This is a genomic window from Gilliamella sp. X-23, from assembly GCF_057063545.1.
This window is the reverse complement of the sequence record NZ_JBXSQG010000024.1, coordinates 1-12,836: the sequence shown is the minus strand read 5'-3', so window position 1 is coordinate 12,836 and position 12,836 is coordinate 1. Positions and strand designations below refer to the sequence as shown.

Below are 12,836 nucleotides of genomic sequence, written 5' to 3'. Positions count from 1 at the left end.
AAGTCCGTAGACTTTTCATTCTTCGTCTCGCAAGTGCCCACACAGATTGTCTGTTTCTTCTTTTTAAAGAGCTGACAGCTTTTATATTAACCAAACATTTTACCGCTTTAGTTTGCTGTCTCAAGGGTTGCGTATACTACGCTACACTTTTTTATTCGTCAAGATCTTTTTTCAATTTTTCGATCTTATTTTTAACTCACTCACCGTCTGCTTTTCGCTGACTGCGTGTCAGTGGATGCGCATTATAGGGACTTAAAAAAATCATGCAAGGGGTTATTGTATAATTTATTCCTGTTTGCATTTTTTTTACGCAAGATACACTAAAAATAGACTAAAACAATGCATTTTGATTAAAATTACTTCATTAATATTTGACGCATTTATTATATTGCTTATTAGATTATGCCAAGAATTAAGATATTTCTTTTATTTTTTTAGGTAAATCCGCCAAACTATCAATTAGCCAATCGGCCTGAGCCAATGCTTCTTCAGTTATTTTATCGCCCGTTTTTACTAACACAGTCTTTTTAACGCCTGCCTTTTTACCCGATAATAAGTCCGATACTCTATCTCCCACCATATAAGAGTTAGCAATATCAATTTTTAGTTCTTTGGCTGCAGTTTGTATCATGCCAGGACTTGGTTTACGACATTCACACTTATCGATTAACGGATCATGAGGACAATAATAGACACCATCTAAATCAACACCGCGATCTTGTAACGACCAATCCATCCATTCTGTCAATGTATGAAACTGCTCTTCGGTGAATTTATTCCTAGCAATACCGGATTGGTTAGTTGTGATAACTAACAAAAAACCCATTTTTTTGAGTTCTTGCATCGCATCAATGACACCATCAATAAAATGGAATTTATCAATTGTATGTACATAATTATAATCTATATTAATGGTACCATCCCGATCTAAAAAAATAGCAGGCTTCATGTTTACTTTTGTTCCTTTTCATTTAGCTATTACTTTAACCGTACATAGAATATTATTGATTGACTTAGATGTCTAGACGTCTTAATATTCATTTATTCATCTTTTCCTTTATATATTATGATACAACTACAACATATTTCGAAAACATTTGAGCATAATAAAACACCTATTTATGCTTTAAAAGATATTAATATCCATGTCCCTAAAGGGCAGATTTATGGTGTTATTGGCAAATCTGGAGCAGGGAAAAGCACACTTATTCGCTGTATCAATTTGCTTGAAAAACCAACTAGTGGAAAAGTACTTTTCGATAATCAAGATATTACAAATCTATCAAATAGAAAATTAATTGAAATACGTCGAAAAATCAGCATGATTTTTCAACATTTCAATTTACTTTCCTCACGTACTGTATTTGATAATATCGCTTTTCCTCTTGAACTGAATAGAACACCTAAAGCAACAATTAAGCAAAAAGTAAATGAGCTTATTGAACTCGTAGGATTAACAGAAAAAGCAAATGTATACCCAGCTAATTTATCGGGTGGCCAAAAACAACGTGTTGCTATTGCCAGAGCTTTAGCAAGTGATCCCAAAGTACTATTGTGCGATGAAGCAACCAGCGCACTTGATCCTGAAACTACTCGTTCAATTTTGGCATTATTAAAAGATATCAACCAAAAATTTGGACTAACCATTTTATTAATTACCCATGAAATGGATGTAGTAAAACAGATTTGTGACCAAGTTGCAGTTATTAGTGATGGGAAACTAGTTGAACAATCATCAGTAGGTGAAATGTTTTCTAATGCTAAAACAGATATTGCGAAACAATTTATTCAATCAACCTTACACCTTAATATTCCTGATGATTATTTAATAAGGCTATCAGCTGAACATAAAGAAGGACGCAATCCTTTATTACGTTTAGAGTTTACTGGGGTTTCAGTTGATTTACCTTTGTTATCCCAAATAGCTAAAGAATTCGAGATTGAAAGTAACATTATTAGTGCACAAATGGATTATGCTGGAGGAGTTAAATTTGGCTTAATGCTCGCTGAAATGAAAGGGAAACAAAAAAGTATGGCATCTGCAATTCAATTTTTAGAAAAAAATAATACTAAAGTAGAGGTGCTTGGCTATGTTTGATTTTATTCCTTCATTTAAACCTTTTGAGTCATTATTACGATATTTAGCACAATATGATTTTTGGTCTGATTTTGTTACTCTTTGTTCATCAATTAAAGGGGTCACAGGGCCAGTGCTATTCAAAATTGCTGAAGCCACTGATGATACCATTTATATGATTTTCTTATCCGGTTTTTATGGAATATTAATGGGTTTACCATTAGGTATAATGTTATATATAACTCGAAAAGGTAATATACTTGAAAATAGTATAGTACATAGTGTTCTTTCTTTTGTAACAAATGTGTTTCGTTCGATCCCTTTTATTATATTAATTGTATGGATTCAACCATTTACAATGAATATAATGGAATTTATAACAGGTAAAGGAACTTATTTAGGTAGAGAAGGAGCTATTATACCACTAAGCATAGGGGTTGCCCCTTTAATTGCCAAAATGATTGAAAATGCATTACTCGATCTTCCAAAGGGATTAATTGAGGCTGCTCGTTCTATGGGAGCAACACCTCTGCAGATTATATACAAAGTGTTATTACCAGAATCATTACCTGTAATCGTCAATAGCATGACGATATCGTTAATCACGCTAACTGGTTATATTGCTATGGCTGGAGTTGTTGGCGCGGGAGGGTTAGGCGATCTTGCAAAACGATATGGGTATGAAGGCCATAACTATGATATGATGAATATTATATTAATTATATTAGTTATTATTGTCTTTATTATTCAATTTATTGGCAATAAAATTGTTAAACGTGTGTCTCATCAATAAATTTGGAGAAAATTATGTCAATTAAAAAGCTAGCATTAATCACCACATTGGTGAGTGCGTTTTTTTTAACTGGTTGTGATAATAATAAACAATCAGCCACAACAGATAACAAACCAACAGAGCCAGCTAAAGTAAATACGCTTAAAGTAGGCGTGATTTCTGGTCCTGAAGAAGAGGTAGCAGAAGTCGCTAAACAACAAGCGAAAGAGCTTTATAACTTAGATGTTGAACTAGTAATTTTTAGTGATTATGTCATTCCAAACCAAGCATTAAACGATGGTTTAATTGATGTTAATGCTTTTCAACATAAGCCTTTTTTAGATGAACAAATGAAAGAACGTGGCTACAAATTAGCTGTTGTTGGCAACTCATTCGTTTATCCAATTGCAAGTTATTCTAAAAAACTCAAACCAATTACTCAAACAGAAGAAACAGGTAGTGGTGTAAAAGTCACTTCACCGAGAGGTAAAACCTTCTTTATTCCAGCTAACTCAACCATTGCAATTCCTAGTGATCCTACAAATTTGGGCCGGTCATTACTTTTATTACAACATGAAGGAATGATTACGGTTGATAAATCTAAAGGTTTACTGCCGACTGTACTTGATATTACAAGCAATCCTTATAACTATAAGATCTTAGAACTTGAAGCGCCAATGTTACCTCGCTCATTGGATGATGCACAAGTTGATCTAGCAATCATCAATAACGCCTTTGCAGGACAAGCAAACTTAACACCAAGCCAAGATGGAATTTTTGTTGAGGACAAAGAATCGCCATATGTCAACATAATCGTTTCGCGTGAAGCTGATAAAGATAACGAAAACGTAAAAAACTTTGTTAAAGCATACCAAACTGATGCTGTTGCACAAAAAGCTAACCAAATTTTTAACGGTGGTGCGATTCGCGGTTGGTAATAGTAAAGTTATAATTATTGACTCACCTTAATACCGTCGGCTTAGGTCGACGGTATTCGTTTGTTGCTATTTTCATATAGTCAAAACAGTAGCGTAAACTCAATCAAAAATCGATTATGACATATCAAATTGACCCTATCGGCATTATCCGCTCACCTTATAATGAAAAATTTGCTGTTCCAAGACAACCCAATTTAGTTGGCGCTGGGCAAGGTGAACTTTATTTATCAGCCCCTTATAATGATCCTATTAGTGTTAAAGGATTAGAACAGTTTTCACATTTATGGCTATTATTTCTATTTCACCATATTGCTCCTGAAAAATGGGGATTAACAGTTCGCCCTCCTCGTTTAGGTGGTAATAAAACGATGGGTGTATTTGCTAGCCGATCGCCATTTAGACCGAATCACATTGGGCTGTCAGCCGTTGAATTAAAAGATATTGTCATTGAAAATAAACAGGTTATTTTAAAATTAGGAAGCCTAGATTTAGTTGATGGTACTCCCATTATTGATATCAAACCTTATCTACCTTATTGTGACAGCCATTCAGAAGCTCTTGCAGGATACGCGCAATCAATTCCCGATAAAAAACTAACCGTTGAATTTTCACAAAAAGCACAATTAATATTAGATTTACAAAAACAAAGCTATCCCCAACTCGCTGAGCTAATTACGCAAGTGATATCTCAAGATCCAAGGCCTGCCTACAAACAGAAAAATAGCAGTGAACAAACCTATGGAATAACACTTTATCATTTTAATATAAAATGGAAGATCATCAACAAACACGCCATTATTGAAGATATTCATAAAAGTGATATAAGCGGTAACTAAAAATCATCAATTAACTAACAAATTGATTTATAAATATAAATTAAAAAAATATGCGAAACCGTTAAAAATAGTTTGTTCATTGTCACTATTCTGATACATTAAATATGGGTTTAATTCCCTATATTTCATTTTCCCACTAAAATTATATTTATAAATTTAGTGGTTTTTTAGTGCAAGACTAATGATAATTTACCTTACGTTTGCTTCTCATTTCAGCGATATCGATGGCATCAAACAAGTAATGCTTCCCACAATAATCACAATGAATATCAATATTACCACCATCTTCTTTTAGGATTTCGTCAACTTCGTTTTCAGGTAACGTCATTAAGCTATCTTCACAACGTTGACGAGAGCAGCTACATTTAAAAATAATATCATGTGTTTCAAACAGACGCACTTCTTCTTGATTATATAAACGATACAAAATCTCGTCAGTAGAGAGCTGTAATAACTCCTCACTCGTAATTGTCTCGGTTAAAGCACTAAGATGCTCAAATGATTCAGCGGTATTATCATTAGCTGGCAAAATTTGTAATAAAATACCGGCTGCCATTGGCTTATTATTGTGTACACCCGTTTTTACAAATAAACGTGTAGGGAGCTGCTCTGATTGCATAAAATAGTTTTCGATACAGCCAATGAGCGTCTCTTTTTCTAATCCGACAATACCTTGATAACGTTCACCATTTTTGGGTGTGATAGTGATAACTATATAACCATTACCCACCATATCTTTCAGTGTTGCATCATCGGCAATATCACCATTAACCCGAGCAACTCCACGTAGTTGTTGTTGATCATTACCATTAACAACGGCTAAAGATAAAGCACCATCACCTTGCAACTGAACAGCAATATCGCCCTCAAATTTTAGTGTTGCGGTTAATAAACTGGTTACAACCAATAATTCACCAAGCAAGGTTTGTACCGCAACGGGGTAGGTATGATTATCTAAAATTGCTTGATATGTTTGTTCAAGACGGGTAATTTCACCACGAATAGGATGATTATCAAATAAAAACCGATTTAAAGTATCCATATTAACTATTGTCACCTTGTTGCCTATCATATTTAAATTTAATCAAATCACGCCGCTCCTTTTTGTCTGGTCTTCTATCTGGGTGCGGCATTGTCAATGCATTAAGCTTGCGTGCTTGCGCTATTACTTCGCGTTTAGCAATACTGTCGGGTGTTTCTTGATAAAGTTGCTGAGCATCAGTGGCAGTTCTTCGCTGTTCACTAATGGCTAAAATTTGAATGGTTTTTTGATCTGATCCTTGACGAAGAGTTAAAGTTGCACCAACTTCAACAATTTTACTTGGTTTAGTGCGCTGACCATTATAATGTACTTTTCCGCCATCAACCATTTCGCGCGCTAATGATCGCGACTTATAAAACCTTGCGGCCCAAAGCCATTTATCTAATCTTACAAGCAATATCGCACCCTCATAATTACACTTATTATTGCGTTTTTTTATATTCAAACACACATAATGCTTTCAACATATTAACAAGTTATATAAGAATGCTTTTACAAAAATCAATGTTCAGGATCAATAATATAATTATTACCATTTGTAGAAAATGTACCTGAAAAACTAAATGGCTGTAATTTACCATGTAAATCGGCCGAATAATTCATGGTTTTTGGTGGTTGTTTTACTATTTTCCATTCCTCTAGTAATGAACTTGCTATACCATAAGCATTAAGCTGAAAAGATAAGAATTCATTTTGCGATGGTTCAAACTTTGCTTTTGACTCAATCATACCACCACTAGCTAAAGCGCTAAATGTTAACGATCCATGATTTTCAGCATCAAATTTTAAAACCATATCAGGATAATTAATATCAACTCGATTAAACGACCCTTTTTCAGACTTAAAAGAGATCGTACCTGAATAAATCCCTAATTTTTGATCTCTAGCTAAAGTAACATTAGTACCAGAACCCTGAAAATTATATAACGTAAATGGAAAATCGCTATATTTTCTAATTAACAAACTTTGAAAAATGGCAAACTTATCTACTTCAATACGCCCCAAAATACTAGGTAATACCGATAGTTCTAGTTTTTCAGGAAGCTGATAATTAATATCCGATAAAGTTAATTGATCTAGATGTAAGGTGTTATCTTTCCACTTTCCAGCAAAATTTATACTACCTTTATTCCATTTTGCTAGTGCCTTTTCGATTGTCACTTCTTGGTTATTGGATGATAATTGCACTAATACCGATGCAAACAGCTCATCATGCCAAACAACATGATCGGCATTAAAAACAAAAGCGCTTTGATCAAAATGCCACTGATTATCATAACGAATATTGTTTGCTTCAATATTACCTTTTTCAATTAAAAAACTAGGCAACTGTATGCTACTTTCAAATATAGATAATTGCTTAATCGTCGACTTTGGCAGAAGATGAGAATATTTATCCAAAAAATCCTCTTCAGTTGATTGCAAATTAATATTATGCAGTTGTAGCTGATCAATATTCAAACTATTATCAGCAAGTACTTTTAATTTACCTACAAAAAAACCATTATCAATATTGCCACCTAAATTAGTAATGGTTGTAATATCATCGCGATGAAATCCTTGAATAAGCAGTGACTTGATAGAAATCTGGTTGACCGACACAGCTTGTGAAGTAAAATCAAATTGATATTTATCTTCTCCTGATAACGAAAATGGTTTAACGCCACCATTAAGCTGTGTGAATGAAAGTTCATCTGTTCCATTATTGACCGAAACATTAGCGGTTGAATTAACAAACTTTAGCGTATTTGCTGAAAAGTTATAATGGCTAGATTTACCATCATGATGAATATAATTAATAGTACCATCAATAACAGTAACATAATTAAAATGTGTTAATTGCCAAAGATCACTTTTATCCAAGCCAACAACTAAGGTAGGAACATTAACAATTTCTTGCTTATCATCAGTTATAACCACATCATCAAAAACTAACTCATAAAAGTTTGAAAAAGAGTGATGAACTTTGCCTATTGAAATAGTATAAGAACTTAATTTAGATAATTGCTGGCTAACAATTTTGGCTCCCCAAGAAGTTTGCACAACAAAATAAGACAACAATACAAAAAACCAAGTAATAGCTAAAAAGATGATTATGTAAAAACGCAATCGAATCATAAAGTAATGTTAATTATTGTAATGAAATGTTAAGAATTGTATTACAATAACCTATTTAAATCAAAATAACATCTCATTTTCAATATAAATCATTTGTGGTTAGGCTAGTTTTACAGTTAAGATATAAGTATACGCAATGATATTTTTTTAAATAACTAACTGAACAACTCACTTTCCCTTTCTTTAATCAAATGAAGGGGGGGTTATTTTTTATTTATGATAAGTAAAAACGGGAGATACCTAAATGAAACAAATCCCAATGACAGTAAAGGGAGCTGAACTATTACGTGCCGAACTAGAAGAGCTAAAAAATGTCAAAAGACCACAAATCACTGCAGCCATAGCTGAGGCAAGAGCACACGGCGATTTAAAAGAGAATGCTGAATACCATGCAGCAAGAGAACAACAAGGATTTTGTGAAGGTCGAATTCAAGAAATTGAAAGCAAATTATCACAAGCACAAATTATAGATATTACCAAAGTAAAAAATACTGGACGTATTATTTTTGGCGCAACAGTAACAGTAATAAATGTTGAAAACGACGAAGAAACAACCTATCGCATCGTAGGTGATGACGAAGCAGACTATAAACAAAATCTTATTTCGGTCAACTCACCTATCGCCAGAGGTCTAATCGGCAAAGAAGATGGTGATACCGTACAAATCAAAACGCCAGGTGGTGATGTAGAATTTGATATTGTTAAAGTTGAATACATCTAGTAAAAAACAACTTCCACAAAAGCGGATACACAAACAGGGCAACTAGCCCTGTTGTTGTATTTATTTAGGTAAAGTGATTTTCTTATCCTCACTTGGTCTAAAAATCGTAAAATTAGAGCCAATCAATTGCACGGGTAACGCTTTTGTTTCGCGAATAATGGCATCACAGATAAGCTTCTTGGTTTCACGATCTTCAGCAGAAACTTTAATTTTAATTAACTCATGGAAATTTAACGCGCTATCAATTTCGGCAAGCACGCCTTCGGTAAATCCATTAGCACCAATCATCACAATAGGTTTTAAATGATGAGCTTCACTTTTTAAATACTGTTTTTGTTTATTCGATAAATTCATTAAATTTTTATCACATTAAGTTGCAATTTTGCTATTCTACCCTTATATATATCTGTAATCAATGAAGTGGCCTCTTTACATTAAGGATTTATTCGCTGTGAGTAACAAAAAACGCTCAGCAAGCTCAACACGTTGGCTCAATGAGCATTTTAAAGATCGCTTTGTGCAACAAGCACAAAAAAAAGGATTACGATCCAGAGCATGGTTCAAACTAGAAGAAATTCAAAAAAGTGACAAACTCTTCAAACCTGGGATCACTGTCGTTGATTTAGGTGCCGCACCTGGAGGCTGGTCGCAATATGTTGCATCACTCATTGGTGATAAAGGTCGCATTATTGCGTGTGACCTACTACCAATGGATCCTATTGTCGGGGTTGACTTTTTACAAGGGGATTTTCGTGACGAAGCCGTCTTAAAAGCATTGCTAGACCGTGTTGGCGAAGACAAAGTCCAAGTAGTCATGTCAGACATGGCCCCAAACATGAGTGGTCAACCTGCCGTTGATATACCAAGAGCCATGTATTTAGTTGAACTGGCATTAGACATGTGTCGAGACGTACTTGCTCCTAACGGCAACTTTATCGTTAAAGTATTTCAAGGAGAAGGATTTGAAGAGTACCTAAAACAGGTGCGAAATATGTTCAAAACTGTCAAAATTCGCAAGCCTGAAGCATCACGCGCTAGATCTCGAGAAGTTTATATTGTTGCAATGGGTATGAAGTAGCCAGTTGTATAATTTTGTAGTACCATACTTCGTTAAATTTAGTCGTAACTGTTAATTTTTATGAGAGGTTTTTCTTTTGAACGACATGGTAAAGAATTTACTGATCTGGGGAATTATCGCTGTAGTATTGATCGCTGTATTTAACCAATTCAGCTCAATGTCAAATAGCAGTCCTCAAGTCAATTATACTCAATTTAATTCCGATATCACCAATGGCAAACTCCAAGAAGTGCATATTAACGGACGCGAAATTGTTGCTACAACCAAAGAAAATAGTAATTATACTACCTACATCCCCTATTTTGATGAAAAACTCATGGATGACCTGTTAAGCAACAAAGTACCTGTCTATGGTAGCCCTGATGAAAAACCAAGCCTAATCGTTAGTATTCTGGTTTCTTGGTTTCCTATTATTTTGCTCATTGGTTTTTGGCTATTTATGATGCGCCAAATGCAAGGTGGTGGCAAAGGTGGACCTATGTCAGTTGGCAAAAGCAAAGCCCGCATGTTAACACCCGATCAAATTAAAACTAAATTTACAGATGTTGCAGGTAGTGAAGAAGCCAAACAAGAAGTGACCGAAGTGGTCGACTTTTTACGCGATCCGGGCAAATATCAAAAATTAGGTGGACGCATACCGAAAGGGATCTTAATGGTCGGCCCTCCGGGCACAGGTAAAACCTTATTAGCCAAAGCCATTGCTGGCGAAGCCAATGTCCCATTCTTTAGCATTTCAGGTTCTGACTTTGTTGAAATGTTTGTTGGGGTGGGAGCATCGCGTGTGCGCGATCTTTTTGAACAAGCACGAAAACACTCGCCTTGCATCATTTTTATTGACGAAATCGACGCCGTAGGTCGCAAACGTGGCGCGGGGTCAATGGGTGGTCACGATGAACGTGAACAAACATTAAACCAAATGCTTGTTGAAATGGATGGCTTTGAAGCCAACAGCGGAATCATCATAATCGCAGCAACAAACCGCGTTGACATCTTAGATCCGGCATTACTACGACCAGGCCGCTTTGACCGCCAAGTGCAAATTGGCTTACCAGACATGAAAGGTCGTGAACAAATTCTTGCGGTACATGTCCGTAAAGTACCACTAGGAAGTGATGTCGACTTATCTGTCCTAGCTCGAGGCACGCCGGGCTATTCGGGGGCAGAACTGGCAAATTTAGTCAACGAAGCGGCATTATTTGCCGCGCGTCGAAACAAACGCCTAGTCACCATGGACGAATTTGAAGAAGCCAAAGATAAAATCAACATGGGTACTGAAAGACGGTCACTAACCATGACACAAGAGCAGCTCATATCAACAGCATACCACGAAGCTGGACACGCTATTATTGGCCACTTAATGCCTGATCACGATCCAATCCACAAAGTCACCATCATTCCGCGCGGACGCGCCCTTGGTGTCACCTTCTTCTTACCAGAAGGTGATCGTGTCAGTGAAAGTCGTGAAAAGCTTGAAGGTGACATTGCCACGCTTTATGGTGGACGATTAGCAGAAGAGCTCATCTATGGCGAAAATAAGATCTCAACAGGTGCATCAAATGATATCAAAGTAGCCACACAATATGCACGAGCCATGGTCACCCAGTGGGGCTTTTCTGATCGCTTAGGACCACTGTTCTACGAAACAGACGACAATGGATATGGACGACCAAAAGACATATCTGACGAAACAGCTCGCATTATTGACGAAGAAGTCAAAGCCATTATTGACCGCAATTATCAGCGCGCTCGTAAAATCTTAACGGATAATATTGACGTACTACATGCAATGAAAGATGCACTAATGAAATACGAAACCATTGGTTCAAAACAAGTTGCAGACTTAATTGCTCGTCGTCCACTCACCACACCAGATGACTGGACAGAAAGTGACGAACAGGCAGCAAAACAGATCCCAAATGAAGGGAATGACACGCCGCCACAATCAGAAAGCTAAAATTCAAAAAATAAAACGCGCTACGGCGCGTTTTTTCTCGATAAAATACCTTAAGATAAATACAATCACATAATATAACCCTAATAAGGCTGTGAATCATGGAAATACAGTTTCAAAATCAAATAATGGATCTCTCGTTCCCACAAGTCATGGGCATTGTTAACATGACACCCGATTCGTTTTCTGACGGAGGAAGTTATAACAACCTTGATGATGCTATGCGCCGTGTTGACAGCATGATTCAAGCTGGTGCCACATTCATCGACGTCGGCGGCGAATCTACGCGCCCCGGCGCAGCCGAAGTATCAGTTGATGAAGAGCTAAACCGCGTTGTGCCATTGGTTGAAAAAATAGCCCGATATTTTGATGTATGGATTTCGGTCGACACATCAAAACCACAAGTTATGACCGAATCGGCCAAGGCTGGTGCACACCTAATCAATGACATCCGTGCACTAACGCTCCCCGGCGCAATGGAAGCTGCAGCACAAACGGGCTTACCGGTTTGCGTCATGCACATGCAGGGAGACCCTCAAACCATGCAAAACGCACCACACTACGAACAAGATATCTATCAAGAAGTCGATGACTTTTTTGCAAAACAGATCGAACGCTGCATAAGCGCCGGCATCGACCGTCAAAAAATCATACTCGACCCCGGTTTTGGATTTGGTAAAACACTAGCGCACAATTACCGACTATTAGCCATGCTTGAACAATTCCATCATTTCAACCTACCTTTATTAGTCGGCATGTCCCGAAAATCTATGATAGGACAAGTGCTAAATGTCCCACCACAAGAACGAATGTTAGGTAGTGTATCTTGTGCGGTAATAGCGGCAATGAAAGGCGCACAGATTATTCGAGTGCATGATGTAAAAGAAACGTTTGATGCATTAAGAATTGTGCAGGCGACACTTGCAGAAAGGTAATAAGGTATAGTTTTTTTGATCAAAAACCAAAAAACTTTAATAAAATCAATACCTTTTCTGACCAATTTTTGTGAGTAAATAAGGTGTTTTTTTGTGAAATAAAAACGTTTAAATTAATGCGCTTTTTTAATTTTGTTTTAGTTTTAGCCTTAGCTTAAATCCTCATCATTCATCTGCGCCATAAACCAATGTTGCCAACCTGTGGTCTGTTTTTGGATGTTGTCGATAGATTGGTTGAATGAAGCAAAAGCACCGTGTGATATCATTTTCATTTTCCAACCTACACACAATAGCCCTTTGATAACATCTAACGAGGCGCGAATATGTTGTAACTGTTTAATGGCGGATTGGCATTCTTTGATGTTATC

Annotated in this window: 14 protein-coding genes; 8 read left to right on the top strand and 6 right to left on the bottom strand. The window is 36.3% G+C overall.

All coding sequences use genetic code 11. The features are described from left to right. Positions 1-412 precede the first annotated feature (412 nt). On the bottom strand, positions 413-949 hold the full coding sequence (gene gmhB, locus ACYH9I_RS11080) for a D-glycero-beta-D-manno-heptose 1,7-bisphosphate 7-phosphatase (RefSeq protein WP_483560763.1): 537 nt from the start codon (positions 947-949) through the stop codon (positions 413-415). A 117-nt stretch (positions 950-1,066) separates the two neighbouring features. On the opposite strand from gmhB, the gene metN reads away from it, so the two are divergent. The 4 genes from metN (at position 1,067) to tsaA (ending at position 4,623) form a co-directional block, all read left to right on the top strand. Beyond that, a complete protein-coding gene (gene metN / locus ACYH9I_RS11075; protein ID WP_483560762.1) occupies positions 1,067-2,098 on the top strand; it encodes a methionine ABC transporter ATP-binding protein MetN in 1,032 nt (343 codons plus the stop codon). 91 nt (positions 2,099-2,189) lie between these two features. After that, a complete protein-coding gene (locus ACYH9I_RS11070; protein WP_483560765.1) occupies positions 2,190-2,870 on the top strand; it encodes a methionine ABC transporter permease in 681 nt (226 codons plus the stop codon). A 14-nt stretch (positions 2,871-2,884) separates the two neighbouring features. Then, positions 2,885-3,787 carry a MetQ/NlpA family lipoprotein gene (locus ACYH9I_RS11065; protein ID WP_483560761.1) on the top strand — a complete coding sequence of 301 codons (903 nt, stop codon included), beginning with the start codon at positions 2,885-2,887 and terminating at the stop codon, positions 3,785-3,787. A 116-nt stretch (positions 3,788-3,903) separates the two neighbouring features. Next, a complete protein-coding gene (gene tsaA / locus ACYH9I_RS11060; RefSeq protein WP_483560760.1) occupies positions 3,904-4,623 on the top strand; it encodes a tRNA (N6-threonylcarbamoyladenosine(37)-N6)-methyltransferase TrmO in 720 nt (239 codons plus the stop codon). A gap of 178 nt (positions 4,624-4,801) precedes the next feature. Here tsaA and hslO read toward each other — a convergent pair whose 3' ends face one another. From hslO to ACYH9I_RS11045, 3 genes are all read right to left on the bottom strand, one after another. Further along, on the bottom strand, positions 4,802-5,674 hold the full coding sequence (gene hslO, locus ACYH9I_RS11055) for an Hsp33 family molecular chaperone HslO (RefSeq protein ID WP_483560764.1): 873 nt from the start codon (positions 5,672-5,674) through the stop codon (positions 4,802-4,804). Further along, positions 5,667-6,062, bottom strand: a complete 396-nt coding sequence (hslR, locus tag ACYH9I_RS11050; RefSeq protein ID WP_483560759.1) for a ribosome-associated heat shock protein Hsp15 — start codon at positions 6,060-6,062, stop codon at positions 5,667-5,669. Before hslR ends, hslO begins: the two co-directional genes overlap by 8 nt. Before the next feature lie 104 nt (positions 6,063-6,166). Then, a complete protein-coding gene (locus tag ACYH9I_RS11045; RefSeq protein ID WP_483560758.1) occupies positions 6,167-7,783 on the bottom strand; it encodes a hypothetical protein in 1,617 nt (538 codons plus the stop codon). 244 nt (positions 7,784-8,027) lie between these two features. Between ACYH9I_RS11045 and greA the strand changes: the two genes are divergently transcribed. Then, positions 8,028-8,504 carry a transcription elongation factor GreA gene (greA, locus tag ACYH9I_RS11040; protein WP_483560757.1) on the top strand — a complete coding sequence of 159 codons (477 nt, stop codon included), beginning with the start codon at positions 8,028-8,030 and terminating at the stop codon, positions 8,502-8,504. A 60-nt stretch (positions 8,505-8,564) separates the two neighbouring features. Here the strand turns inward: greA and yhbY are convergent, their stop codons facing one another. Then, positions 8,565-8,858: a ribosome assembly RNA-binding protein YhbY gene (gene yhbY, locus ACYH9I_RS11035; protein ID WP_483560756.1), complete on the bottom strand. Its 294-nt coding sequence runs from the start codon at positions 8,856-8,858 to the stop codon at positions 8,565-8,567. A 97-nt stretch (positions 8,859-8,955) separates the two neighbouring features. Here yhbY and rlmE point away from each other — a divergent pair, with 97 nt between their 5' ends. The 3 genes from rlmE to folP all read left to right on the top strand — a co-directional run bounded on the left by rlmE (position 8,956) and on the right by folP (position 12,468). Next, positions 8,956-9,582: a 23S rRNA (uridine(2552)-2'-O)-methyltransferase RlmE gene (rlmE, locus tag ACYH9I_RS11030; protein WP_483560755.1), complete on the top strand. Its 627-nt coding sequence runs from the start codon at positions 8,956-8,958 to the stop codon at positions 9,580-9,582. Positions 9,583-9,658: 76 nt separating this feature from the next. Further along, positions 9,659-11,536 (top strand): ATP-dependent zinc metalloprotease FtsH, encoded by a 1,878-nt coding sequence (ftsH, locus tag ACYH9I_RS11025; RefSeq protein ID WP_483560754.1) that lies wholly within the window; start codon positions 9,659-9,661, stop codon positions 11,534-11,536. A gap of 98 nt (positions 11,537-11,634) precedes the next feature. Beyond that, entirely contained in the window at positions 11,635-12,468 is an 834-nt protein-coding gene (gene folP / locus ACYH9I_RS11020; protein ID WP_483560753.1) for a dihydropteroate synthase, read from the top strand. A gap of 149 nt (positions 12,469-12,617) precedes the next feature. On the opposite strand, the gene ACYH9I_RS11015 is transcribed toward folP, so the two are convergent. Continuing rightward, positions 12,618-12,836, bottom strand: a 219-nt coding sequence (locus tag ACYH9I_RS11015; protein ID WP_483560752.1) for a four helix bundle protein, incomplete at its 5' end; no start/stop codon positions are given.